This window comes from Microvirga subterranea (assembly GCF_003350535.1).
GTDB classification, from domain to species: Bacteria; Pseudomonadota; Alphaproteobacteria; order Rhizobiales; family Beijerinckiaceae; genus Microvirga; species Microvirga subterranea.
This window is the reverse complement of record NZ_QQBB01000010.1, coordinates 63,856-89,409: the sequence shown is the minus strand read 5'-3', so window position 1 is coordinate 89,409 and position 25,554 is coordinate 63,856. Positions and strand designations below refer to the sequence as shown.

The window sequence follows — 25,554 nt, the reverse complement described above, 5'->3', positions numbered from 1 at the left end:
ACGGTTTCGCGCTAGCGCTGCTCGGTGACGGAGGTGTGACGGTGCGCTCGCACCGTCACCAAATAGCCTATCGGCTCAAGCGGTCAATGTCGCTCTGACCTTGGCGCGGAACTCGTCGATCGAGACGAGCTTCCCTTTCCGCTCCACGTGCCAGAAGGTCCAGCCGTTGCAAGCGGGCAGTCCCTGGGTCAGAGCGCCGATCTTGTGGATCGACCCGATGATGGCCCCGAGCGCCAGGGAGCCGTCGGCGCGCACGGTCGCCTGGAAGCGGCGGCGCTCGTCGACCAGGGTCTCGCCGGCCGCGACATGGCCGCTCTCGATCAGGGACAGGAAGGGCACGCGCACCTCGGCGCGCTTTTCCGGCGGCGCCGCGATCGAGGCGTCCGACAGGGGCACGACTGCGTCGATTCGCGCGCGCGCCGCCTTGGCGTAGGTCGGGTCGCGCTCGAGGCCGATAAAGTTGCGGCCGAGCTTCTTGGCCACGGCCCCGGTGGTGCCGGAGCCGAAGAAGGGATCGAGCACCACGTCGCCCGGATTGGATGAGGAGAGCAGCACCCGCGCCAGCAGCGCCTCGGGCTTCTGGGTCGGGTGGACCTTCCGGCCGGCCCCGTCCTTCAGGCGCTCCTCGCCCGTGCAGATGGGGATGAACCAGTCCGAGCGCATCTGAACGTCTTCGTTCGCGGCTTTGAGCGCCTCGTAATGGAAGGTGTAGTTCTTCGCCTCGGCGCTCTTCGAGGCCCAGATCATGGTCTCGTGCGCGTTGGTGAAGCGGCGTCCCCGGAAGTTCGGCATCGGGTTGGCCTTGCGCCACACGATGTCGTTGAGGACCCAGAAGTTCAGGTCCTGCAGCGCGGTGCCGACGCGGAAGATGTTGTGGTAGGAGCCGATCACCCACAGCGTCGCGTTCTTCTTCATCACGCGGCGCACGGCGAGGAGCCAGGCGCGGGTGAACGCGTCGTAGTCGGCGAAGCTCGCGAACTTGTCCCAGTCGTCGTCGACCGCGTCGACGAGGCTCTGGTCCGGGCGCGTGAGCGCCTGCTCGAGCTGGAGGTTGTAGGGCGGGTCGGCAAAGACCACGTCCACGCTCTCGGGCGGAAGCTTCTCGAGATTGGCGATGCAGTCTCCGAGAAGGATCTCGTTGAGAGGAAGAGGCTGCAGGACGGACAGGGGGGCTTTGAGCCCCGTCCGAGGCGCCGACGCAGACCGCCCGGTACGCGAGACATGGATCCGGGAGGTGGCGCCGGCGGCCCCGGTACGCGAGGTACCCATGGGTGATCACCGGTTACGCAACTGACAGTCCCGATCATGGTCCGTTAGGGTAAAGATGAAGTTTCCAAGTGGAAAAATCGGCGTGCTATTTTGGATCGGCAAATTCTGCCTACCCATTGAAAATACTGATCTTTTTACGTTAACGGACGTTAAGTAAGGTTACAGGTCGAGTAACCCTTGCCTCAAGGGCGCGAAACTCAACCGATGGAAGGGGCAGGGGCCTTCCTTCGCCAGCACCGTGAGGTGGGTCTTGGTGCTGTAGCCGGCATTCGACGCGAAACCGTAGGCCGGATAAGCGTTTCCGAGCCGCGCCATCAGCCGGTCGCGCACCACTTTCGCGACGATGGAGGCTGCCGCGATGGAGGCGATTCGCGAATCGCCCTTCACGATCGCCTCGACGGAGCAGGGCAGGTCCGGCGGATCGTTGCCGTCGACGAGCGCCATGTCGGGCCGGCAGGGCAGCGCCGCGAGCGCGCGGCACATGGCCAGCAGCGAGGCCTGGCGGATGTTGATGCTGTCGATCTCCGCATGCGAGATCGACGCGATTCCCACATGCGACGTGGCGAGGATCTCGGCGAACAGAGCCTCGCGCCTCTGGGCCGTCAGCGCCTTCGAATCGGCAAGCCCTTCAGGCACCCGCTCCAGATCGAGCACGACGGCGGCCGAGACGACGGGACCCGCGAGCGGCCCGCGCCCGACCTCGTCGAGGCCCGCGATGCAGGTGAAGCCAGCCGCGCGGGCGGCGAGCTCGCGCTCGATGCCGAGGCTCGGCTTGGTGAGGGTGCGAATCGGTGCCGGCATGGGCCGGATGAAAGCCGGGATGCGATTTGTTTTCCACCCTCAAGGCGATTCGTCAGTGACGCAGGTGTTGATCTGCCGTCGTGGTCATTCAGCAGCAACGAGGAACTGATGCCCACATAGCCTCACCCTGAGGAGCGAAGCGTCTCGAACGGCGAGGCGTCTCCAGTGCACGCTGGAAGCATCCTTCGAGACGCGGCTTCGCCGCTCCTCAGGATGAGGGCAGAGTTAGGAGCAGTCTCAAAACAAACTCAGCTGCCCGGTCTCCTTCGCGGGCGGGCGAAACAGGTCGGTGCGCAGCTTCAGGGAGCGCTTGTTCAGGCCAAGCCGCTCGGCGGTGGTCTCGAAGCGGCGGCCGAGCATCCAGGCATAGGGGCCGATGCCGGTCTGGCGCACCCCCCATTGGGCGTCATAGTCCTTGCCGCCACGCGCCTCCTGGAGGAGTGAGAAGACGTGGTTGAGCTTGTCGGGGTAGTGCTCGGCCAGCCAGTCGCGCACCAGCTCCTTGAGGTCGTGCGGCAGGCGCAGCAGCACGTAGCCGGCCTCCGTGGCGCCGGCCTCGGCCGAGGCCTTGAGGATCGCCTCGATCTCGTGGTCGTTGATGGCCGGAATGATGGGGGCGACGAGCACCGTCACCGGAATGCCGTTCTCGGTGAGCTTGCGCACCGTCTCGAGGCGCTTGGCCGGCGAGGCGGCGCGGGGCTCCATCTTCCGGGCGAGCTTCGGGTCGAGGGTGGTGATCGAGATCGCCACCTTGGCGAGCTGCTTGTCGGCCATCTGGGCCAGGATGTCGATGTCGCGGGTGACCAGGGCCGATTTCGTCACGATGCCGACCGGATGGTTGGCCTGGTTCAGCACCTCCAGGATGCCGCGCATGATGCGGAAGCGCCGTTCGACCGGCTGATACGGATCGGTGTTCGACCCGATCGCGATCGTGCCCGGCTGGTAGTTCGCGGCGCGCAGTTCCTTCTCCAGCAATTCGGGCGCGCTGGGCTTGGCGAAGATCTTGGTCTCGAAGTCGAGCCCCGAGGACAGGCCTTGATAGGCGTGGGTCGGCCTCGCGAAGCAGTAGGAGCAGCCGTGCTCGCAGCCGCGATACGGGTTGATCGAGCGGTCGTAGCCGATGTCGGGCGAATCGTTTCGCGTGATGACCGTGCGCGGCTTCTCGATGATGACCTCGGTCGGCAGGGGAGGCAGGTCCACCTCAAGGTCCCAGCCGTCGTCGAACGTCTCGCGCTGCGCCGGCTCGTAGCGGCCGGTCGGGTTCGATACGGCGCCGCGCCCCCGGCGCTGGTCCGCCTCGACCCGGTAGGCCGGGTCGTCCATCCGGCGGCGGGCCGCCTCCGCCGCCTCGATCGGGCTGCGGGTCGCCGGCCGGGAGCGGACGGGATCACGGGCGCTATCCTTGGCGCGGACGGTCATGGGGGCCTCAAACGAATCCAAGCATGGGAACAGACTAGGAACAAAGAACAAAACTGGAACAAAATCAAGTCTTCTTCGTGGCGACGCGGGCCCGCAGAGAGGCTACAATTGCCAGATGATCACCGTTCTCGTTCGCGTCACCCGGGGACCCGAGGCCCTGGCCGTGACCTTGAGTTCCCTCGTGCCCGCCGTCGCGGCGGGGCTCGTCGGCGATGCCGTCATCCTGGCCCCTCGGGAGGATGACACCGTCGCCCGCGTGGCCGATGCCAGCGGCGCGACCCTGATCGTGACGGAAGAGAATTCCTGGAAGGCCGGTGCCGAAGCGGCCCGGCGCGACTGGATCCTGTGCCTCGACGACGGGGACATCCCCCGGGAGGGTTGGATCCGGGTGCTGGACCGCTTCGTCGCCTTAAGCCTGCCGGAGCGGGGGATCGCGCGGCTGCGCCATCGGCAGGCGGGATTTTTCCGGCCGGCGATCGACGCCGTGTGCCGTCTCGCCGGAAAAACGACCATTCGGGCCGGCGACCTCGTCCATCGCCGGGTTCTGCTCGACGGCGTCAGGCCGCGGCGGCCCGTGCGGCTCGCCGCCGTGATCGAGCGCGACCCGGCCTTCGGCTAAAGCATCGGACCCGAAAGTGGATCTGCACTTTCGGGATCGATCCGATGCTTTCTCTCTAAATGAGAGCATCGTTCTGGCGAAAAACCGGGTCCACTTTTTCGCACGATGCTCTAAGGGATCAGCCCTTCGTGCGCTTCAGGTGCTCGTCGAGGCGCGGCATGATCTCGACGAAGTTGCAGGGCCGGTAGCGATAATCGAGCTGGGTTTCCAGGATCCCGTCCCAGGCGTCCTTGCAGGCGCCGGGCGAGCCCGGCAGCACGAAGATGAAGGTCGAGCCCGCCACGCCGGCGGTGGCGCGGGACTGGATCGTCGAGGTGCCGATCTTGTCGTAGCTGATGCGGTGGAACACGGCCGAGAAGCCGTCCATGCGCTTCTCGAACAGGGGCTCGACGGCCTCCGGCGTCACGTCGCGGCCGGTGAAGCCGGTGCCGCCGGTGGTGATGATCACGTCGATGGCGGGGTCGGCGATCCAGCCCTTCACCTTGGCCCGGATCGCTTCCACGTCGTCCGTCACGATGGCCCGGTCACCGAGCCGGTGCCCGGCCTTCGTCAGACGCTCGGCGAGCGTCGCGCCGGACTTGTCCTCCTCCAGCGAGCGCGTATCGGAGACGGTCAGCACCGCGATGGAGAGAGGAATGAAGGTGAGGGACGGGTCGATGCCGGGCATGGAATGGGCTCTGATGGAACGAGCCGTTATCTAGCGCGGCACAGGGGCGAGTTCCAGAAACAACGATGAGCCTGAGGGATCAGTCTGTCTTACCTACGGCTTTGCATCCGCAAGGGGCTGCCCCAGTGCTGCCTTGCGAAACAACCAGGCCGACATGAGCCATAGCGCAGCAAAGAACCCGGTCAGGACCACGATAGCCTCCGGCCAGTTTTCCGCAGCGGATCCCCATCCGGCGGCCAGGGCAACCACGCCGGGCACCATTTGGGCGAGCGCCGTCGCGACCAACGCGCGCGCCATGCCGCGAGGCTGAAAGCGTACGATGAAGGCGCCGAAGAGTCCGGCGGCGAGCACTCCGCCATACATCAGGTTGGCTGGATCGTCGTCAGCCCCGATGATGCCGACAGAAAGGTTCATCCAAATGAGGATGAACGCCGCCACGAGCGCAACGCCGACGCCGGCCCGGTAAGCGATGTTTCCGTTCCTGCTTGCCGCCAGTTCGTAGGCGCCGCAAGCGCCGGTCAGCATGATGCCGAGAACGGCGAAATCAGTCGCATTCCAGTCCACTTCGTCCGTGAACTGCATTGCGATCAGCGGGAGCAGCAAAGTGAGTGCCGAGATCGTCCAGGGAGCTATCCTCCAAAGGCGCTTGCGATGTCCGATGCCGCTTTCCGGATTTTCCGCCATGCCGTGCCTCCACGTGCAAACGGCCCTCAGTCTAGCTCAGGGCCGCTGCCAGGCGGTATGGCTGAATTCTGAGACCTTGCGATGGCGCTCGGCCAAAAATGGTCCGAACTAAAGCCTCGCCGCCCGGAACGTGTCGCAGGCCTGGACCTGTCCGCTCTTCAGGCCCGTCGTGAGCCAGCGCATGCGCTGCTCGGAGGAGCCGTGGGTGAAGCTGTCGGGCATCACGCGGCCCTGGCTCTGCTTCTGCAGGCGGTCGTCGCCGATGGCCTCGGCGGCCCGGATCGCCTCCTCGATGTCGCCCTGTTCGAGCGACTGCCAGCGCTGGTTGGAATGGTGCGCCCAGACGCCTGCGAGGCAGTCGGCCATCAGCTCGACGCGGACGGAAAGCTGGTTGCGCTCGGAGCCGCCGACCTGCTGCTGGCGCTCCTGCACGCGGGGCAGGATGCCGAGCTCGTTCTCGACGTGGTGGCCGACCTCGTGAGCGAGCACGTAGGCATAGGCGAAGTCGCCGCCGGCGCGGAAGCGCTGCTGCATCTCCTGGAAGAACGACAGGTCGATGTAGATGGTCTGGTCGAGCGGGCAGTAGAACGGCCCCATGGCGGATTGCGCGCCGCCGCAGCCGGAGCGGGTCGCGCCGGAGAAGAGCACGAGCTTCGGCGGATCATACTGGCGGTTGGTCTGCTGGGGCAGCACGGTCTTCCACACGTCCTCGGTGTTGCCGAGGATCGCGGAGGCGAAGCGGCCCATCTCGTCCTGGGGCGTGCCCTGGCGGCCCTGCTGCTGCTGCTGGTAGCCCGAGCCGCCGCCCGCGATCATCTCGGCGCCGCCGATCAGGACGCGTGGGTCGATGCCCAGCGCCCAGCCGACCAGGCCGAGGATGATGATGGTGCCCATGCCGAGGCCGCCGGCGCCGCCGGGAATGCCCATGCCGCGTCGGTCTTCCACATTGGACGAGGTTCGAAAGTCTTCCCAGCGCATGGTCCACCTACCAAAAGCGGCGCAACGTACCGCACGGTCTTAAAGCTGAACCTTATAGGCGGGTTCCGTCCCGGGGCGGAAGACCGCCTCAATCCTTCCCGTCGAGGGCGCGGCGAAGAGCCGTGAAATCCCGCCAGCCGAGCCGCTTCTGCAGGGGCTGGCGCAGGAGATAGGCCGGATGCAGGGTCGGAAGAGCGCGGACATCGCGCCCATCCTCCGTCTTGTAGGTGAACCAGCGCCCGCGGGTGCGAAGAATCCCATCCTTGACGCCGAGCAGGTTCTGGGCGGCCGGGCCGCCGAGGCAGAGCAGGAATTCGGGGCCGGCGAGCTCGATCTGCCGGGCGATGAACGGCTTGCAGATCGCGACCTCCTGCGGGGTCGGCGTGCGGTTCCCCGGCGGGCGCCAGGGCACGATGTTGGCCACGTAAACCTGGGACCGGTCGAGGCCGACGGCGGCGAGCATCCGGTCGAGAAGCTGGCCGGAGCGGCCCATGAAGGGCTTTCCGATCCGGTCCTCGTCGGCGCCGGGCGCCTCACCCACGAGCATGACGCGTCCTTCCGGATTGCCGTCCGCGAAAGCGAGGTTCTTGGCGCTGAACTTGAGGGCACAGCCGTCGAACTCCCGCAGGAGCCCTTCGAGCTCCTCCAGGGACTTGGCATCGCGCGCCAGTTCCCGCGCCATGGTGGCCACGTCCTCGGGCGCGGCGGCCGCCATCTTGGGCAGCGTGCGCGGAGGCGGGGGCGCAGCTTGGGGCGCTTGGCGCCTCGGCTCCTGCGCCTTCGGCTGGCTGGGGGCGGGGGCCGGTTCGGCGAAGCGGTTGTGGGGCGTCTCGTCCAGGGCAAGGTCCACCCCCGCCTCGACGTGGAAGTCGAGGAGCGCTTGGAGAGCGTCGCGGTCGTGAGGGTGATCCTGCATGGATCGTATGTAAGCATCCTAGGGGCGATGAACAACTCGGGCCTGTCGAGGGCCCGGCAGATCCCGGCTTTACGAAATCAGGTCGAAGAGAGTCGGGCCCTCGTCGCGGCGGGCGCCTTCGATGGCAAGGAGGCGGCGCTTGATCATGGCGCCGCCATTGGCCGAGAAGCCACCGAGCCTGCCGCCCGCCGCGACGACCCGGTGGCACGGCACGATGATGGCGAACGGGTTGCGCCCGAGGGCCTGCCCGATCGCCCGGGCGTTGTCGATGCCGAGCCGGGCAGCAACCTCCCCGTAGGTCAGCACGCGGCCCGGCGGGATGCCGCGGGCGATCTCGTAGACGCGGCGGTCGAAGTCGGACACGCCGTCCATGTCCAGCGCCACGGCGGACAGATCGCGCGCTTCGCCCTGCAGCAGGGCGGTCACGTCCGCGACGATGGCTTGGATGGCCGGAGGCGGCGCGGCCTCGACGATCCCCGGAAAGCGCCTGGCGAGGCGGGCACGGACCTTCGGAACGCCATCCTCGGGAAGCTGGAATCCGACCACGCCGCGCTCGTTCCAAGCGAGCCCGCAGAGCCCGATGGAAGTTTCGAACAGCGTATAGAACGTTCCGTGGTCCGACGGATGATCCGGCATGCTTCCTTGTAGTCCTCCCGGCATCGCCGAACAACTCGGGACAGGCTCCTTCGCGCGGTGGTCCTCCTCTCCGCCGAGGTGATCGATGTCCGTCAGGGCCGACGGCGATGATCGACCTTGTGCATAACCTTATGACGAAAGAGAACTTTCGACCCGGCGTCAATGAAGCTAGGAAGCTTCTAAGGTAAGAGGACTTGAGAAGTCGGCCAGACTGTTCATATGTAAACTATCTGCCGCTTCAAGCGTTGAGCCGCGTATCAGGAGGAAAGCATGGCCGATCTGCCCGCCCGTGAATCGATGGAGTTCGACGTCGTCGTCGTCGGCGCCGGTCCTGCGGGCCTTGCCACCGCCATCCGGCTCAAGCAGCTGGCGGCCGAGACGGGCGCGGACATTTCGGTCGTGGTGGTGGAGAAGGGCTCCGAGGTCGGCGCGCACATCCTCTCCGGCGCGGTGATCGACCCGATCGGCCTCGACCGGCTCATCCCTGAGTGGCGCGAGGATTCCGACCGGCCGCTCCACACCCAGGTCACGGCCGACGAGTTCATCTATCTCGGGCCGGCGGGCGGCCTGAAGCTCCCCAACGTGTTCATGCCCAAGCTCATGAACAACCACGGCAACTTCGTGGGCTCGCTCGGCAACGTCGCCCGCTATCTCGGCCGCAAGGCCGAGGAGCTCGGCGTCGAGATCTATCCGGGCTTCCCGGCGGCCGAGGTCCTGGTCGAGGACGGCAAGGTGGTGGGCGTCGCCACCGGCGACATGGGCATCGGCCGCGACGGAGAGCCCAACGCCAGCTTCACCCGCGGCATGGAGCTGCGCGCCAAGTACACGATCTTCGGCGAGGGTGCCCGCGGCTCGCTCACCAAGCAGATGGTCGAGCGCTTCGGCCTCAATCAGGGCCGCGACCACCAGAAATACGGCATCGGCATTAAGGAGCTGTGGCAGGTCCGGCCGGAGAAGTTTCAAGCAGGCCTCGTGCGCCACTCCATGGGTTGGCCCCTGCCGAACAATGCCGGCGGCGGCTCCTGGCTCTACCATTTCGACGACAACCTCGTGTCGGTCGGCTTCGTGGTGCACCTGAACTACAAGAACCCGACCCTGTCGCCGTTCGAGGAGTTCCAGCGCTTCAAGACCCACCCGATGGTCCGCGACGTGTTCGAGGGCGCCAAGCGCATCGGCTACGGCGCCCGCGCCATCATGGAGGGGGGCTGGCAGTCGGTGCCGCGCCTGTCCTTCCCCGGCGGATGCCTCGTGGGCGATTCCGCCGGCTTCGTGAACGTGCCGCGTATCAAGGGCAGCCACAACGCCATCCTGTCCGGCATGCTCTGTGCCGACCACGTCTTCGCGGCCCTGCAGGCGGGCCGCGCCCATGACGAGGTGGCTTCTTACGAGGAATCCTGGCGCTCCTCGCCGATCGGCTACGACCTCAAGCGCGTGCGCAACGTGAAGCCGCTCTGGTCGAGATACGGCACGGCGGCCGGCGTGGCGCTCGGCGGCCTCGACATGTGGATGACGGAGCTGTTCGGCTGGTCGTTCTTCGGCACCATGAAGCACGGCAAGCCCGACCACGAATGCCTCCTGCCGCTCTCGGAGGTGACGCCGATCACGTATCCGAAGCCGGACGGGGTGCTCACCTTCGACAAGCTCTCCTCGGTGTTCCTGTCGAACACCAACCATGAGGAGGACCAGCCGCCGCACCTTCAGGTCAAGGACATGGGCCTGCAGAAGGCCTCCGAGCACGACGTCTATGGCGGCCCGTCGCAGCGCTACTGCCCGGCCGGCGTCTACGAATGGGTCGAGGGGGAGGGCGGTCCGCGCTACCAGATCAATGCGCAGAACTGCGTGCACTGCAAAACCTGCGACATCAAGGACCCGAACCAGAACATCAACTGGGTCACGCCCGAAGGCGCGGGCGGTCCGAACTACATCAACATGTAAGGGAGGGGCGGCTCCGTTCCGGGCCGCCCTGAGAGCTTTCAAGCCCTTATTTATTCACGAGGCCTCGACCAGCGGCAATGTTCCCCTTGCCGCATCGACGGCGAGACGCCATTCTCCGGCCTGATTTGGCGCACATCTCCCCCCCTTGAGATGTCGCGATGAGTGGAGCCCCGCTTCGTGCCAACCTACAGACTGTCATCGGTCCGCAAGGGCCTGCCCGCGCTTTTGCTTTCTATGGCCGGCCTCCTGGCTGCGCCAGCCGTTGCGGCAGCCAATACGGAACCAAACGAGCCCCTGCGGCCGGCCATGAGCCTGGAAGGCAACTTCCTGGCGGCCTACGTGGCCGGTTCGGCACGCGACACGGCCGCGGCGACGACCTTCTTCCGCGAGGCGATTCAGGAGGATCCGCGCAACCAGGAGCTTCTGGAGCGCGCCTTCGTGGCGTTCCTGGCCAACGGCTCCATGCCGGAGGCCTTCAAGGCGGCCGAGCGGCTCGCCTCCCGCGACGCGTCGAACAACCTCGCCCAGTTCGCCCTGAGCGTCCGCTCCCTCAAGAACCAGAAATACGCCGACGTGCGCACCCGGCTCCAGAAGGCCACGGGCTCGCGCCGGGCCGACCTGACCGCCACGCTCCTGGCGGCCTGGGCCTATGCGGGCTCCAAGGACGGCAAGAAGGCTCTCGAGACGGTCGACAAGCTCAAAAGCGAGCGCGCCTTCAACCAGTTCCGTGAGTACCACGCCGCCCTGATCGCCGACGTGGTGGGCAACACCGCCGAGGCCGACAAGCGCTTCAAGGCGGCCTATGAGGGCGAGCGCAACACCCTCCAGGTGGTCGACGCCTACGGCCGCTTCCTGGCCAAGCGCGGCCGCAAGCAGGAGGCGCTCGCGGTCTACAAGAGCTTCGACGAGGTCGTGCCGCGTCATCCCATCGTGCGCGCCGCCATGAAGGCCATCGAGGAGAACAAACCTTACGAGCCCATGGTCAAGACGGCCCAGGACGGGGCGGCGGAGCTACTCTACGGCCTCGGCGTCGTCGGCAACAGCCAGGGCGACGAGCTCACGGCCATCATCTATCTGCGCCTCGGCCTCGACCTGAACCCCGACCACCCGCTCGCCCTCGTGACCCTGGGCGACGTCTATGAGCGCCTGAAGCAGTACGAGCGGGCCAACGAGGCCTTCACCCGCGTGCCGAAGGATGCTCCCGTGCGCGCCAGCGCCGACATCGCCATCGGCCAGAACCTGGAGCTAATGGGCCGAAGCCCCGAATCCGAGGTCTATCTCAAGAACCTCATGAAGGAGCGGCCCGACGACGTCGAGGTCGTGATGGCGCTCGGCAACGTGCTGCGCTCGCGCAAGCAGTTCGCGGAAGCGGCCGACGTCTACAGCAAGGCCATCGAGCTCATCGGCACCCCCGATCGCGGCCATTGGATCCTCTACTTCTACCGCGGCACCTCCTACGAGCGCTCGAAGCAGTGGGAGAAGGGCGAGGCGGACCTGAAGAAGGCCATGGAGCTGGTTCCGGACACGCTCCCGGCCGGCAAGGCGCAGGTGCTGAACTACCTGGCCTATTCCTGGGTCGACCAGAACATGAACATCGACGAAGCCTTCAAGATGCTCACGAAGGCGGTCGAGCTCGCCCCCCGCGACGGCATGATCATCGACTCGCTGGGCTGGGCCTATTACCGCATGGGCCGCTACGACGATGCGGTCCGGGAGCTGGAGAAGGCGGTGGAGCTGAAGGCCGGCGACCCGGTCATCAACGACCACCTGGGCGACGCCTATTGGAAGGTCGGGCGCCAGCTCGAGGCCAAGTTCCAGTGGAACCACGCCAAGGACTCGAACCCCGAGCAGGAGGATCTGGTGAAGATCCTGCGCAAGATCGACTACGGCCTGGACGAGGCCGCCAAGCCCGCGGCCGAATCGACGACACCGGCTCCGGAGCAGAAGTCCGACGCGAGCGGCGGCTGAACCAAAAAAGCCCGGCCCTGAGCCGGGCTTTCGCTTCGAGGATACCCTTCCCATCGTCGGCGCTCTCGGGCATGGAAGCGCCATGCCTCAGCCTCTCGCCACCCGCGCCCCCGCCAAAATCAATTTGACGCTGCACGTCCTCGGGCGGCGCGCGGACGGCTACCATGATCTCGAAAGCCTCGTGGCCTTCGCCGGCACGGGCGACGACCTGCGCCTCGAGCCGGGGCCGGGCCTCGCTCTGAAGATCGCCGGGCCGACGGCCGCGTTTGCGGGCAATGATGCGGATAATCTCGTCCTGAAAGCGGCGCGTCTCCTGGCGGAGCGGGTAGAGGGCCTCAAGGTCGGGGAGCTCCATCTGATGAAGCGCCTGCCGGTTGCAGCCGGGATCGGCGGCGGGTCCTCGGACGCCGCTGCGGCCCTGCGGCTGCTGGCGCGCCTCAACAACATCCCGCTGTCCCATCCGGCCGTCCGCGAGGCGGCCCGCCTGACGGGAGCGGACGTGCCCGTGTGCCTGGAGCCGCGGGCCAGGATGATGCGTGGCGTCGGCGAGGCCCTGGATCCCGTGCTTGGCCTGCCGCGGCTGTTCTGCGTCCTGGTGAATCCCCGGGTGCCGGTCGAGACGCCGGCCGTGTTCCGTGAGCTCGGATTGCAGGCGGGGCAGGTTCTGTCGGGAGCGCCGCATCCCGCCATGGAGGGCGCATCGCCAGCGTCCCTGCTCGACCGCCTGAAGGTGGCGCGCAACGACCTGGAGGCGCCGGCCTGCCGGGTCCAGCCCGTCATCCGCGAGGTGATCGGGCTTGTGGAGGCGACGGAGGGCTGCCGTCTCGCGCGCATGTCCGGGTCGGGCGCGACGGTGTTCGGCCTCTACGGCGATTGCACCGCTTCCGCCGAGGCCGCGAAGCGGATCCGGCGCGAGCGGCCCGGCTGGTGGGTGAAGGCGACAAGCCTGCGCTAGGAATCGCATGAAAAAGCCGGGACGCAGATGCGCCCCGGCCCGATGCAACCCTGAGGCCGTGCCTCACCAGGCCGGAATGATCGCGCCCTTGAAGCGCTCCTCCAGGAACTTCGCCACTTCCGGCGACTGGTAGGATTCCACGAAGGTCTTGATCTCCGGGCGGTTCTCGTCGCCCTGGCGGGCCGCCACGAAGTTGGCATAAGGGTTGCCCTCGCGCTTTTCCACCGCGATCGTGTCCTTGCGGATGTCGAGGCCGGCATTGAGCGCGTGGTCGGTGTTGATCACGGCGGCGTCGAGATCGGGCAGGGCGCGGGGCAGCTGCGCGGCGTCGAGCTCGGAGAACTGCACGCCCTTCGGGTTCTCGGCGATGTCGAGGAGGCTCGGCGACAGGCCCTTGCCCTCCTTGATCTTGATCACGCCTTCCTGGGCCAGCAGGTTGAGGGCGCGGCCGCCATTGCTCGGATCGTTCGGAATGCCGATCTTCGCGCCCTTCGGCAGATCGGCCACGCCTTTCACCTTCTTCGCGTAGAGCCCGATGGGCTGCACGAAGGTGAAGCCTACCGGCACGATCTTGTAGCCGCGCGCCGCGATCTGCGCGTCGAGATAGGGCTTGTGCTGGAAGGCGTTGGCGTCGAGGTCCTTGCGCTCCAGCGCCTCGTTCACGAGGGCGTAGTCGGAGAAGGGCACGAGCTCGACGTTCAGCCCCTTGCCGGTCGCCACCTTCTTGACGACCTGTGCGACCTCCTCCTCGGCGCCGGACATGACGCCGACCTTGATGGATTTCTGCTGGGCGGATGCCGGCAACGCGGCCGCCAAAACGGTCGTCAGCGCCAGGGAGGCGGACAGGAGGGTGCGACGGGTCAGATCAAGCATGGCTTTCGTCTTTCGGGCAAGGTTCGTCTTCCGGCGTCAACACGAAGCCGGACATGTGGTTCGGATGGTCTGGGAGGAGGATCGGTGCCGGCGGTCGGAAGAGCCGCCCGCTCGGCGATGCCGTGGCTTTTACGTCAAGGCTGATATCGGAAACGGCGCGTCATGGCACATCGACCCTCGTGAACCACGAGGCGGGGTACGCTCCGTGGCGCTTTAGCGTTTGATCACGCGGTGCAAGCTGCTCGTCTCAAATCACCGCGGCTCCCCGTCGGCGCAGCCGCCGGACAGCGACAGACGTTTCGCACCGGAAGGTCTTTATGTCAACCGATATGTTCTTTTTAGAGAACGAAAGTCCGGAGGCTGCGCGTCCCCATGCCGCTAGGCCATCTGGATGAGGGACGGGATACAAGCGTTATGTTATATCTTTCAGAAGAATCGGCCTTTAGGCTGCGCCGCAATCAATCGGTCACGAGACATCAGGGGCATATCCATGAGCAATTCCGGCGAGATCTTCGAGTGGGAGAGCATCACACAGCCGTCCTATTGGGGCCGGCAGATCCTCGACGCCACGGGCCAAGTGGCCATGGGCCAGATCATCGCCACCGGCGCCAACACCGTCACGATTATCCCCAACTTCTTCCAGGAGAACAAGTTCAGCAGCGTGGTGAAGCAGAACCTCTGGAAGGTCAACTACCCCTGGGATAACGAGAGCGACACGTTCGCGGAGGTGGAGCAATCCATTCTCGTGGCCAAGGCACGGGGCCTCAAGGTCGTGCTCAAGCCCCATCTGGAGACTGACGATCGCCAATGGCGCGCGACCTTGGAGCCCGGCGATCCCAAAGCCTGGTTCGACAGCTACAAGGCCATGATGGTGAAATACGCCGAGGTGGCGCAGCGCGCCGGCGCCGAGATGATCTGCGTCGGCACCGAGATGGTCAGCATGACCAACCCGACCAAGGTTACCAGCGACGGCAAGACCTATACCCAGAAATGGGCCGAGATCATCGACGCCGTGCGCGCCGTCTATTCGGGCAAGGTGACCTACGCGGCGACCTATGACGAGGTGGTCAAGGTCGGGTTCTGGGACAAGGTCGACTTCATCGGCGTCGACGCCTACATCCCGTCCTCGAGGATCGACAACCCGACCGTCGGTCAGATCGTGGACGCCTGGGTCAAGCCGCATTTCGACTCCTGGATCCGTGACGACCTGTACGGTGGCAAATCCGTCGTCGACTACTACAAATCGCTGTCCGAACGGTACGGCAAGCAGGTGATCTTCACCGAGGTCGGCTATCGCAGCAAGGACGGCGCGAACAAGGATCCGGGCTGGTTCGGCGGCGACGGCACATACGACCCTCAGGAGCAGGTCGACTGCTACACGGCCTTGTTCAACGTGATGGAGAACTATGGCGGGCAGTGGCTCGCGGGAGCCTTCCTCTGGAGCTATTACTCCTTCGGCAACCCGATGGTGGAGAGCAACGTTTCGTGGACGGACTACACCACGCAGCACAAGCCGGCCAACAACACGATCACCGAGCATTATTCGGCCCCGGCCCACGTCACGGGCCTCGTCTGGAACGGCACGGCGGCCGTCGACAAGCTCGACGGCGGCTATCACAACGACACGCTGAACGGCGCCGGCGGCAATGACGTGCTCTGGGGCGGCAAGGGTAACGATGTGATCGACGGCGGCGCGGGCGATCAGGACCGGGCCGATTTCAGCGGCAGGCGCGCGGATTACACGATCAGCAAGAATCAGGATGGCTCATTTACCGTGCTCGACAACCGCACCGCTGGTGACGGGCGGGACATCGTTTCCGGGGTCGAGGCATTCAAGTTCTCGGATGGGGTCGTGTCATCGAGCAATGTGGCTGATCCAGCGCCGGACCTCGTCCTCGTCGGCACCAATCGGGCCGACAAGCTCGTGGGCGGCGGCGGCAACGACAGGCTCTCGGGCAAGCTCGGCAAGGACGTGCTCACGGGTGGCGTGGGCAAGGACGTGTTCGTGTTCGACACGAAGCCGAACAAGAAGACGAACCTCGACACGATCACCGACTACTCGGTGGCCGACGATACGATCTGGCTCGACAATGCCGTGTTCAAGAAGCTCGGCAAGGGCTCAGCCTCAAAGCCCGGGGCGCTGAAGAAGGGGTTCTTCAAGGTGGCCGACAAGGCCAAGGACGGCAACGACTACCTCGTCTACAACAAGAAGACCGGCATTCTGTATTACGACGCCGACGGCTCGGGAGCCGGCAAGGCGGTGGAGATCGCCAAGCTCTCGAAGAACCTCAAGCTCACCGCAGCCGACTTCTTCGTCGTCTGAGAGGGGCATGGCGCAGAGGATCACGTTGCGGTGCCTAGCCTTTTCGATCTCGGGGCGACAAGCGGCATAGACTGGTCCTGCCGAAGAATGATCCTACTTGTATTGTAATAAAGTATCGTAATTGCTATGATCGTCTCGGATGGCCGAAGGAGCCGATGCTTTGCTTGGCCAGAGGCACATTATTAGTCGGAAGAAACCATGATCATCCATAAAGTCGGCTCAGAAACCCGGATCAACGTCACGACTGCCCAGGATCAAAGCGATCCGAGCGTGACGGCGCTGGCCGATGGCGGCTGGGTGGTGACGTGGGCCTCCTACGACGCGAGCCGCGACGGATTGGGCATCTACCAGCAGCGCTTCGACCGCAACGGCACTGCCGCCTCGATCGCTGACAAGATCGTCAATGTCGGTACTGCGGACAGTCAGTCCAAACCGAGCGCGACGGCGCTGGCCGATGGCGGCTGGGTGGTGACGTGGGAGGTCTGGAACGGCAACGATTATGACATCTACCAGCAGCGCTTCGACCGCAACGGCACTGCGGCCTCAACCGCCGACAACATCGTCAACGCCACGATAGGCGGTTCCCAGTCAGCGCCGAGCGTGACCGCATTGGCCGATGGCGGCTGGGTGGTGACATGGGATTCCTCCGGGCCGGGCAGCACCGATTACAGTATCTACCAACAACGCTTCGACCGCAACGGCGCTGCCGCTTCCACCACCGACAGCATCATCAACCACGCCGCCTATCCCCTAGGTCACCCGAGTGTGACAGCTTTGGCCGGCGGGGGCTGGGTGGTGACCTGGGAATCCTATGGGCTGAACGACAACGTGCGTGGCATCTTGCAGCAGCGGTTCGACCCCAACGGCAATGCCGTCTTTGACACCGGCCGCCTCGTCAACGCCAGCATTGATCGAGCCCGGGAAAGCCCGAGCGTGACGGCGCTGGCGGATGGCGGTTGGGTGGTCACCTGGACGTCTTCCGGGGATGGCGATGGCCGTGGCATCTTTCAGCAGCGCTTCGACCGCAACGGCAATCCAGCCTCTGGGGCGGATCAACTCGTCAACATCACCACGGCCGATGTGCAATACACCTCAAGAGTGACGGCGCTTGCGGATGGCGGTTGGGTGGTGGTTTGGGCGTCGTACGACGACGACGACAATGACGAGATCTACATGCAGGCGTTCGACCGCAACGGGGTCGCGGCCTCTCCTGTCGACATCCTCGTCAACACCACGCCCAATGGATGGAAGGAGACTCCTTCGGTCACGGCCTTGGCCGATGGTGGCTGGGTGGTGACCTGGGGGTCGAAGCAGAGCGGCGACTTCGACATCTACCAGCAGCGCTTCCTGCCGGAGAAGGCGCCGCACGACCTCACGCTCAGCGCCAGCACGGTGCAGGAGGGGGCTGCCGCCGGTATGCCCGTGGGCACCCTCGCCGGGCAGGACGTCAATGTCGGCACCACCGGCGACGCGCTCACCTATACACTTCTCGACAATGCCGGCGGGCGCTTCAGGCTCGATGGCGACAAGATCCTGGTGGCGGACGGCTCCAAGCTCGATTTCGAGCAGGCGACCTCGCACACGATCAAGGTGCAGGTGAAGGACCGGGCCGGCAACACCTTCGAGAAGGACCTTGTTGTTGCGGTCAACGATGTCAGGGGAGAGACGACTTCCGGCTCCACAGGCGATGACGTGTTCTGGGGCGGGCTGGGCGCCGACACACTCGGCGGCGGCCTGGGCCGTGATCGTCTGTTCGGTGGCGTTGACGACGACAGCCTCACTGGCGGCGAAGGCAACGACGTGCTCGGCGGCGGCGAGGGCAAGGACAAGCTCACCGGCGGCAAGGGTGCGGCGAGCCGCGACGCCTTCGTGTTCGACACCAAGCTGACCACCGCCAAGGGAGCACCGAACAAGAGCCTCGCCAACAAGAGCAAGGACCAGATCCTCGACTTCGGGCCGAAGTACGACAGCATCTGGTTCGACGATGCGGCATTCACCAACAAGACCATCGCCAAGTACCTGAAGAACAAGGGGGCGTCGCTCGACAAGCCGGTGAAGATGAAGGCGAGCTTCTTCAAGGTGGGCGACAAGGCCGCCGACAAGGACGACTTCTTCATCTACAACGCCCGGACCAAGAAGCTCTACTTCGACGTGGACGGGTCGGGATCGAAGGCCATGGTGGAGATCGCCTCCCTCAAGCTCCAGAAGGGTGAGGGCACGACCCTCTCCGCATCCGACTTCTTCTTCATCTGATCGGAGGTCCGTTCCGCAAACCGCCACGGCTGGCCCTCAGCCTTTGCTGCGGTGCGAAGCGTTCTCGAAGGGTTCGCCACGGGCCCAGAGCGGGGCGTTTCCGGAGCGCGCTGGAGCATTCTTCGAGACGCCGCTTCCGCGGCTCCTCAGGATGAGGTCTTCGAGACGCAGCCTCACGGCCGCTCCTCGGAGCGAGGCTCGAGACGCGGCTAGGTAGCGTCTCGGTTGCGGGGCGAGGGAGCCACGCTGCCGCGCCCGAAGAAGCGCGGCGTCAGTATGCCCGGGCGATGCAGAAATCGACCGCGTCGAGGAGGGCCTGCTTCATCGGGCTCTTGGGGAAGAGGGCGAGCGCGTCGCGGGCCATAGCGCCGTAGTGGCGGGCGCGCTCGATCGTGTCCTCCAGGGCCCGGTGCCGGCGCATGATGGCGATGGCCTGCTCGAGATCCGCGTCGTCGATCTCGCCCTGTTCGAGGACCCGCTTCCAGAAGGCCCGCTCCTCGTCGGTGCCGCGGCGGAATGAGAGGACCACGGGCAGGGTGATCTTCCCCTCGCGGAAATCGTCGCCCACGTTCTTGCCGAGCGTCGCGGCCTTGCCGCCGTAGTCGAGGGCGTCGTCCACGAGCTGGAACGCGATGCCGAGATTCATGCCGTAGGAGCGGCAGGCGGCCTGTTCGGCCTTGGGACGGCCGGCGATGACGGGCCCGACCTCGCAGGCGGCGGCGAAGAGCTCCGCCGTCTTGCCGCGGATCACCGCGAGATACTCGTCTTCCGTCGTCTCGGTGTTCTTGGCGGCGGCGAGCTGCATCACCTCGCCCTCGGCGATCACCGTCGCGGCGGCGGACAGGATGTCGAGGGCGCGTAAGGAGCCGACCTCGACCATCATCCGGAAGGCCTGGCCGAGCAGGAAGTCGCCGACGAGCACGCTGGCCTCGTTGCCCCACTTGATGCGGGCCGCGATCTTGCCTCGGCGCATATCGCTCTCGTCCACCACGTCGTCGTGGAGCAGGGTGGCCGTATGCATGAATTCGACCGAGGCGGCGAGCTTCACGTGCCCGTCGCCCTCGTAGCCCGAGAGGCCGGCCGTCGCGAGGGTCAGCATGGGGCGCAGGCGCTTGCCGCCGGAGGAGATCAGGTGGTTCGCCACCTCCGGGATCATGGTGACCTCGGAGCCCGTGCGGGACAGGATCATCGCATTGACCCGTTCCATGTCAGCGGCCACAAGGGAGACGAGCTTCTCGATGCTCGCGTTCTTCTCAGGATGCTTGTCTTCGAACGGTACGACGACGCCCACGTCTCAAAACCCGGGTTGCCGGCCGGCAGGGCCGGTAGGAATATGAAGCCACGGTGGCATGGCACTTTCCATGCTGCAATGCAAACGCATCACGCAAGGGGAGGGGTCCGGCACCGATGGTCGAAATCGTCCGCACCAACGATCTCGTTCTGATCGGTTTCCTACAATCCTTATTGGAGAACGCCAACATCCCTGTTTTCGTGGCCGACATGCACATCAGCGCCCTGGAGGGCATGATCGGGGCCTTTCCGCGACGGATCATGGTTCCCGAGGATCATGCCGACCAGGCCCGCCGCCTCATCGGCGAGGCTGGGCTCGAGGCCGAGCTGCGGCATGGCTGAGACCACCGATGATTCGCTCCTCGGGGGGCGCGTCGCCGTGACCCAGCCGGCCAAAGGGCACCGGGCCGGCACCGACGCGGTGCTCCTGGCGGCATCAGCGGCCGTCGGGCCGGGCGACGTGGTGGTGGATGTGGGGGCCTCGACCGGCGCGGTCGGGCTCATGGCGGCGGCCCGCGAGAAGAACGCCCGCTTCGTCTTCGTGGAGCGGGATCCGGACCTCGCGGAACTCTGCCGCCGCAACTGCCACGCCAACGGCGTGGAAGGGGAGGTTGCCGCGATCGACGTCCTGGACAAGGCCGCGCGCCTCGGGGCCGGGCTCGCAGCCGAAAGCGCCGACTGGGTCCTGACCAACCCGCCCTTCCTCGAGGAGGGGCAGGCGCGGATCTCGCCCGACCGCGGCCGGGCGGCCGCCCATGCCCTGCCGGTCGGCGGGCTCGAGGCCTGGCTCAAGGCCTGCACGGGCCTTCTCAAGCCGAAGGGGCGGTTCGTGATGATCCATCGGGCCGACCGGCTGGCCGATTGCCTGAACCTGCTGGTCCGGAGCGTCGGCGGCGTGGCCCTGCGCTTCGTCCATCCGGCCGCCGATCAGCCAGCGATCCGGTTCCTCCTCTCCGGCACCAAGGGGAGCCGCGGTCCGCTGGCGGTCCTGCCGCCGGTCGTCCTGAACGGGCCGGACGGCCGCTTCACCGCTCAGGCGGAGGCGCTGCACCGCGGGGAAGCGTTCCTCACATGAAAACGGGCGCCGGAGGGCGCCCGCTCGTATTTCTGTCGATCGGCCGTTACCAGCGGCAGACCCGCACCGGGGGCCGGACCCAGCGGTAGCCGTTCCAGATCGCCCGACCGGGACGGACGACGCAGCGCGGTCCCGCGACCGGCCGGGCATAATACGGACGAGGGCCGTAATAGCCCCGGTAGGGCCTGCGGTACTCGCCATAATACCGGCGTGGGGGTCCGTACTGGACCGTCACGGCGGGACCGCCCCAGCCATGGCGGTAGCCGGGGTAGTAAGGTTGGGCCTCGGCGGGTGCGGCCGTGAAGGCGCCGAGCCCAAGGGCGGCGAATCCAACGAGGCCGAAAAGCAGCTTGCGCATCGAATAGTCTCCTCAACTCCGGACCGTTTGGCGACCTGAAACAAGGTAGCGACAAGGCGGTTATGGATGGTCGGAGTTTAGATCGCCTTAACTGAACGGTTCCCAACAGGTTCCCTATAGGAATGTTCATCTTGGGAAGCTGTGCCGCGCGCACTACATGAAGCCCATGAGCCAGATCACCCTCGCGTCGCTGCTCCCTGAGCGCCTTCACTTCCTTCTTCCCGGCCGGCTCCGGCCGGAACGGGCCATCGTTCCGGTGGTTCGCCTGTCCGGCCCCATCGGGGCCGTCATGCCGCTGCGGCCCGGACTCGCCATGGCGAGCATGGCCCCGGTCCTCGAGCGCGCCTTCGCGGTGCCCGGCGCCAAGGCGGTGGCGCTCGTCATCAACTCGCCCGGCGGCTCGGCGGCGCAGTCGCACCTGATCTACCGCCGCATCAGGGCGCTCGCTGAGGAGAAGAAGCTTCCGGTCCTTGCCTTCGTGGAGGATGCGGCGGCCTCCGGCGGCTACATGATCGCCTGCGCGGCGGACGAGATCTTCGCCGACCCCGCCTCCATCGTCGGCTCGATCGGCGTGGTCTCCGCCGGCTTCGGCTTCGACCGCCTGATCGAGCGCTTCGGCATCGAGCGGCGCGTCCATACGGCCGGCGAGAACAAGGCCATCCTCGACCCGTTCCAGCCGGAGGACCCGAAGGACGTAGAGCGCCTGAAGACCCTCCAGCGCCACATCCACGACGTCTTCATCGATCTCGTGAAGGCCCGCCGGGCGGAGAAGCTCGACACCGCGAACGGGGACCTGTTCACCGGGGCCTTCTGGGTCGGCGCCGAGGCGAAGGCGCTCGGCCTCGTCGACGGGCTTGGCGACATCCGGTCGGTGCTGCGGGCCCGCTTCGGCGAGAAGGTCCAGATGCGCATGATCGAGCCGGCCCGTCCGCCGCTCATCGCCCGGCTCCTCGGCCGCCGCTCCGCCGGCCAGATCGGCCTGATCGACCCGGCCGAGGCGATCGGCGCCATCGAGGAGCGGGCCGCCTGGGCAAGGTTGGGGCTGTAGCGGCGCTGTCATCCCCGGCGGTCCGAAGGACCGGGAAGGGGATCCATTCGTCATCCGGCCGCGCCAGTGGATTCCCTTCCCCTCCGCTGCGCTCCGGCCGGGAACGACAACGAAGCGCTCCCTCCGAGCGCTTGACTTGCGGGCCCCCAACTCCCAAGGGTTCCCACGAGAATCTCCAACGACCGGACGCCGAGATGACGAGCGAACCCGCGCATATGAATCCTGCGCGCTCCTTCCAGGGGCTGATCCTGACGCTCCAGCGCTACTGGGCCGAGCAGGGCTGCGTGATCCTCCAGCCCTACGACATGGAGATGGGCGCAGGCACCTTCCACCCGGCGACCACCTTGCGGGCGCTGGGCCCGAAGCCCTGGCGTGCGGCCTATGTGCAGCCCTCCCGCCGCCCCAAGGACGGGCGCTATGGCGAGAACCCGAACCGGCTCCAGCACTACTACCAGTTCCAGGTGATCCTGAAGCCGAACCCGCCGGACATCCAGCAACTCTATGTGAAGTCGCTGGAGGCCATCGGCATCGACACGTCGGTCCACGACATCCGCTTCGTGGAGGACGACTGGGAGAGCCCGACCCTCGGCGCCTGGGGCCTCGGCTGGGAATGCTGGTGCGACGGCATGGAGGTGTCGCAGTTCACCTACTTCCAGCAGGTAGCGGGCTTCGAGTGCTCGCCCGTGGCCGGCGAGCTGACCTACGGCCTCGAGCGCCTCGCCATGTACCTGCAGGGCGTCGAGTCGATCTACGACCTCAACTTCAACGGCCTGGAAGGCGACCGGAAGGTCACCTATGCGCAGGTCTTCCAGCAGGCCGAGCAGGAATATTCCCGGCACAACTTCGAATATGCCGACACGGAGATGCTGTTCCGGCACTTCCGCGACGCCGAGGCCGCCTGCCGCAAGTACCTCGCCGACGGCGAGCCCAAGTCCGGCGCCAACGACCAGCGCCACCTGATGGCGCTGCCGGCCTATGACCAGTGCATCAAGGCGAGCCACATGTTCAACCTGCTCGACGCCCGCGGCGTGATCTCCGTCACCGAGCGCCAGAGCTACATCCTGCGCGTCCGCGAACTCGCCAAGGCCTGCGGCGCCGCGTGGCTCAAGACCGAGGGCGGGGGCGTGGCGGCGTAGCACCGCTCTCTCTTCACCCTCCCATCTCCGATTTCAAAGTCCCGCCATGCCCGACCTTCTCCTCGAACTCTTCTCCGAAGAAATCCCCGCCCGCATGCAGCGCCGTGCGGCGGAGGACCTGAAGAAGCTCGTCACCGATGCGCTCGTGGAGCGCGGCTTCGTCTACGAGGGCGCAAAGGCCTTCGCGACGCCGCGGCGCCTGTCGCTCCACATCGCCGGCCTGCCCGTGAAGGGCCAGGACGTGCGCGAGGAGCGCAAAGGACCCCGCGTCGGTGCGCCCGAGGCGGCGGTGCAGGGCTTCCTGAAGGGGGCGGGGCTCGCCTCCCTCGACCAGGCGAAGATCGAGAGCGACCCGAAGAAGGGCGAGTTCTACGTCGCCGTCATCGAGAAGCCCGGTCGCACCACGCCGGACGTGCTGGCCGAAATCCTGCCGCAGATCGTCAAGAATTTTCCTTGGCCGAAATCCATGCGCTGGGGCGCGGCCTCGAAGGAGCCGGGCAGCTTGCGCTGGGTGCGCCCGCTGCAATCCATCGTCTGCACCTTCGGGCCCGAGACCGAGGACCCGGAGGTGGTGCGCTTCGAGGTGGACGGCATCGCATCCGGCGACGTCACCTACGGCCACCGCTTCCTGGCGCCGGGTGCCTTCCGCGTGAAGCGCTTCGACGACTACGCGCCGGCCTTGGAGCGCGCGAAGGTCGTGCTCGAAGCCGACCGGCGCAAGGACATCATCCTGCACGACGCCCGCGATCTCGCCTTCGCCCAAGGACTCGAGCTCGTCGAGGACGAGGGCCTGTTGGAGGAGGTCGCCGGCCTCGTGGAGTGGCCGGTGGTGCTCATGGGCTCGTTCGACGAAGCCTTCCTGGACATCCCCCCGGAGGTGATCCGCACCACGATCCGCGCGAACCAGAAATGCTTCGTGTTGCGCGATCCCAAGACCGGCAATCTCGCGAACAGATTCCTGCTCACGTCGAACCTTGCGGCGACCGACGGCGGCAGGACCATCGTGGGCGGCAACGAGCGCGTCGTGCGCGCGCGCCTCTCCGACGCCAAATTCTTCTGGGAGACGGACCAGAAGGTGAAGCTGGAGGACCGGCTCGAGAAGCTGAAGTCCATCGTGTTCCACGAGAAGCTCGGCACGCAGTACGAGCGCGTGGAGCGCATCGCGGCGCTCGCCAGGGAGCTTGCGCCGATCGTGGGCGCAGACCCCGCGCTCGCGGAGCGCGCCGCGCGTCTCGCAAAGGCCGATCTCGTCACCGAGATGGTGGGAGAATTCCCGGAGCTGCAGGGCCTCATGGGCCGCTACTATGCGACTCTCCAGGGCGAGCACCCGTCGGTCGCCGCGGCCATCGAGGAGCATTACAAGCCGCTCGGCCCCTCCGACCGGGTGCCGACCGACCCGGTCTCAGTGGCCGTCGCGCTCGCCGACAAGATCGACACGTTGGTGGGCTTCTGGGCCATCGACGAGAAGCCGACGGGCTCGAAGGATCCTTACGCGCTCCGGCGCGCGGCGTTGGGTGTGATCCGGCTGGTGCTGGAGAACGATCTGCGTCTCCCGCTTATCCAGCTTCTCGCCAAGCCTTTCGCGCGCAATGCCAGCGATGCGCTGTTCGAGGAGTTCCTGAAGGTGCGCGAACTGGTCGATGCGATCGACCACAGCGCGTATTCGTCCGTTATCAAGCACCCGACCGTGCCCGAGCTGACGGCGATTTTCCAGCAGCGCCAGCTCCAGAATGCCGAGACGCTCGCGCACATCATGTATTCGCGCGGCCTCGATCTCCTCTCCTTCTTCGCCGATCGCCTGAAGGTCTACCTCCGCGACCAGGGGGCACGGCACGATCTCATCGATGCGGTCTTCGCGCTGGAAGGCCAGGACGACCTTCTCATGGTGGTCCGCCGCGTCGAGGCGCTCGGCCGGTTCCTCGACACGGAGGACGGCGCGAATCTTCTCGCCGGCTACCGCCGAGCGGCGAATATTCTGCGAATCGAGGAAAAGAAGGATGGCCGCTCCTACGACGAGGCGCCCGATCTCGGCATCGTGAACGCGCAGGGGCAGATCGAGGAGAAGGGGCTCGTCGTCGCCCTCGACAGCGCGCGCCGCGAAGCCTCGGACGCCGTGGCGAACGAAGATTTCGAAGGCGCGATGCGCGCATTGTCGCGCCTGCGCCAGCCGGTCGACGCATTCTTTGACAAAGTGACCGTGAATGCGGAAGATTCCGCCCTGCGCGAGAACCGGTTGCGGCTCCTCAACGCGTTGCGGGACGCCACCCGGGCGGTAGCGGATTTCTCCCGCATCGAGGGATAAGGGTGCTTTTCCGGCAAAGCTGTTGCAGGGAAGGCACAGCCATAACGGT

Annotated in this window: 22 protein-coding genes; 11 read left to right on the top strand and 11 right to left on the bottom strand. The window is 66.2% G+C overall.

The window, feature by feature from the left end:
• Positions 1-75 precede the first annotated feature (75 nt).
• The 3 genes from DES45_RS20870 to DES45_RS20860 all read right to left on the bottom strand — a co-directional run bounded on the left by DES45_RS20870 (position 76) and on the right by DES45_RS20860 (position 3,489).
• The gene (locus tag DES45_RS20870) at positions 76-1,269 is read right to left on the bottom strand and encodes a site-specific DNA-methyltransferase (RefSeq protein WP_114772217.1); all 1,194 of its coding nucleotides are present in this window, start codon (positions 1,267-1,269) and stop codon (positions 76-78) included.
• 159 nt (positions 1,270-1,428) lie between these two features.
• Complete coding sequence (locus DES45_RS20865) at positions 1,429-2,070, bottom strand: ribonuclease HII (RefSeq protein WP_114772215.1); 642 nt, start codon at positions 2,068-2,070, stop codon at positions 1,429-1,431.
• Between the two features lie 237 nt (positions 2,071-2,307).
• Positions 2,308-3,489, bottom strand: coding sequence for a PA0069 family radical SAM protein (locus tag DES45_RS20860; RefSeq protein ID WP_114772213.1), 1,182 nt, complete (start codon positions 3,487-3,489; stop codon positions 2,308-2,310).
• A gap of 115 nt (positions 3,490-3,604) precedes the next feature.
• On the opposite strand from DES45_RS20860, the gene DES45_RS20855 reads away from it, so the two are divergent.
• Positions 3,605-4,108, top strand: coding sequence for a glycosyltransferase family 2 protein (locus DES45_RS20855; protein WP_114772211.1), 504 nt, complete (start codon positions 3,605-3,607; stop codon positions 4,106-4,108).
• Between the two features lie 118 nt (positions 4,109-4,226).
• Here the strand turns inward: DES45_RS20855 and moaB are convergent, their stop codons facing one another.
• The 5 genes from moaB to DES45_RS20830 form a co-directional block, all read right to left on the bottom strand.
• Entirely contained in the window at positions 4,227-4,775 is a 549-nt protein-coding gene (gene moaB / locus DES45_RS20850; RefSeq protein ID WP_114772209.1) for a molybdenum cofactor biosynthesis protein B, read from the bottom strand.
• 93 nt (positions 4,776-4,868) lie between these two features.
• Positions 4,869-5,459, bottom strand: a complete 591-nt coding sequence (locus tag DES45_RS20845; protein ID WP_114772207.1) for a hypothetical protein — start codon at positions 5,457-5,459, stop codon at positions 4,869-4,871.
• A gap of 108 nt (positions 5,460-5,567) precedes the next feature.
• Positions 5,568-6,437, bottom strand: coding sequence for a KPN_02809 family neutral zinc metallopeptidase (gene ypfJ / locus DES45_RS20840; protein WP_114772205.1), 870 nt, complete (start codon positions 6,435-6,437; stop codon positions 5,568-5,570).
• Between the two features lie 88 nt (positions 6,438-6,525).
• A complete protein-coding gene (locus DES45_RS20835) occupies positions 6,526-7,353 on the bottom strand; it encodes a uracil-DNA glycosylase (RefSeq protein WP_114772203.1) in 828 nt (275 codons plus the stop codon).
• A gap of 69 nt (positions 7,354-7,422) precedes the next feature.
• Positions 7,423-7,989 carry a methylated-DNA--[protein]-cysteine S-methyltransferase gene (locus tag DES45_RS20830; protein ID WP_114772201.1) on the bottom strand — a complete coding sequence of 189 codons (567 nt, stop codon included), beginning with the start codon at positions 7,987-7,989 and terminating at the stop codon, positions 7,423-7,425.
• Positions 7,990-8,259: 270 nt separating this feature from the next.
• Between DES45_RS20830 and DES45_RS20825 the strand changes: the two genes are divergently transcribed.
• The 3 genes from DES45_RS20825 (at position 8,260) to DES45_RS20815 (ending at position 12,847) form a co-directional block, all read left to right on the top strand.
• Positions 8,260-9,924: an electron transfer flavoprotein-ubiquinone oxidoreductase gene (locus tag DES45_RS20825; RefSeq protein WP_114772199.1), complete on the top strand. Its 1,665-nt coding sequence runs from the start codon at positions 8,260-8,262 to the stop codon at positions 9,922-9,924.
• Between the two features lie 177 nt (positions 9,925-10,101).
• Positions 10,102-11,892, top strand: a complete 1,791-nt coding sequence (locus DES45_RS20820; RefSeq protein ID WP_245571822.1) for a tetratricopeptide repeat protein — start codon at positions 10,102-10,104, stop codon at positions 11,890-11,892.
• Between the two features lie 82 nt (positions 11,893-11,974).
• A complete protein-coding gene (locus tag DES45_RS20815; RefSeq protein ID WP_114772195.1) occupies positions 11,975-12,847 on the top strand; it encodes a 4-(cytidine 5'-diphospho)-2-C-methyl-D-erythritol kinase in 873 nt (290 codons plus the stop codon).
• 63 nt (positions 12,848-12,910) lie between these two features.
• On the opposite strand, the gene DES45_RS20810 is transcribed toward DES45_RS20815, so the two are convergent.
• Positions 12,911-13,720, bottom strand: coding sequence for a MetQ/NlpA family ABC transporter substrate-binding protein (locus DES45_RS20810; RefSeq protein ID WP_114772193.1), 810 nt, complete (start codon positions 13,718-13,720; stop codon positions 12,911-12,913).
• Positions 13,721-14,210: 490 nt separating this feature from the next.
• On the opposite strand from DES45_RS20810, the gene DES45_RS20805 reads away from it, so the two are divergent.
• The gene (locus DES45_RS20805) at positions 14,211-16,043 is read left to right on the top strand and encodes a glycoside hydrolase family 113 (protein WP_114772191.1); all 1,833 of its coding nucleotides are present in this window, start codon (positions 14,211-14,213) and stop codon (positions 16,041-16,043) included.
• Between the two features lie 198 nt (positions 16,044-16,241).
• Positions 16,242-18,296, top strand: coding sequence for a hypothetical protein (locus tag DES45_RS20800; protein WP_114772188.1), 2,055 nt, complete (start codon positions 16,242-16,244; stop codon positions 18,294-18,296).
• A gap of 271 nt (positions 18,297-18,567) precedes the next feature.
• Here the strand turns inward: DES45_RS20800 and DES45_RS20795 are convergent, their stop codons facing one another.
• The gene (locus tag DES45_RS20795; protein WP_114772186.1) at positions 18,568-19,587 is read right to left on the bottom strand and encodes a polyprenyl synthetase family protein; all 1,020 of its coding nucleotides are present in this window, start codon (positions 19,585-19,587) and stop codon (positions 18,568-18,570) included.
• 116 nt (positions 19,588-19,703) lie between these two features.
• On the opposite strand from DES45_RS20795, the gene DES45_RS20790 reads away from it, so the two are divergent.
• The gene (locus tag DES45_RS20790; RefSeq protein WP_114772184.1) at positions 19,704-19,928 is read left to right on the top strand and encodes a putative signal transducing protein; all 225 of its coding nucleotides are present in this window, start codon (positions 19,704-19,706) and stop codon (positions 19,926-19,928) included.
• The gene (locus DES45_RS20785; RefSeq protein WP_114772182.1) at positions 19,921-20,661 is read left to right on the top strand and encodes a tRNA1(Val) (adenine(37)-N6)-methyltransferase; all 741 of its coding nucleotides are present in this window, start codon (positions 19,921-19,923) and stop codon (positions 20,659-20,661) included. Before DES45_RS20790 ends, DES45_RS20785 begins: the two co-directional genes overlap by 8 nt.
• Before the next feature lie 46 nt (positions 20,662-20,707).
• Here the strand turns inward: DES45_RS20785 and DES45_RS20780 are convergent, their stop codons facing one another.
• Positions 20,708-21,019 (bottom strand): hypothetical protein, encoded by a 312-nt coding sequence (locus DES45_RS20780; RefSeq protein WP_114772180.1) that lies wholly within the window; start codon positions 21,017-21,019, stop codon positions 20,708-20,710.
• Positions 21,020-21,185: 166 nt separating this feature from the next.
• On the opposite strand from DES45_RS20780, the gene DES45_RS20775 reads away from it, so the two are divergent.
• From DES45_RS20775 to glyS, 3 genes are all read left to right on the top strand, one after another.
• The gene (locus DES45_RS20775) at positions 21,186-22,067 is read left to right on the top strand and encodes a S49 family peptidase (RefSeq protein ID WP_114772279.1); all 882 of its coding nucleotides are present in this window, start codon (positions 21,186-21,188) and stop codon (positions 22,065-22,067) included.
• Between the two features lie 194 nt (positions 22,068-22,261).
• Entirely contained in the window at positions 22,262-23,203 is a 942-nt protein-coding gene (locus tag DES45_RS20770; RefSeq protein ID WP_114772178.1) for a glycine--tRNA ligase subunit alpha, read from the top strand.
• A 46-nt stretch (positions 23,204-23,249) separates the two neighbouring features.
• Positions 23,250-25,505 (top strand): glycine--tRNA ligase subunit beta, encoded by a 2,256-nt coding sequence (gene glyS, locus DES45_RS20765; protein ID WP_114772176.1) that lies wholly within the window; start codon positions 23,250-23,252, stop codon positions 25,503-25,505.
• Positions 25,506-25,554 lie beyond the last annotated feature (49 nt).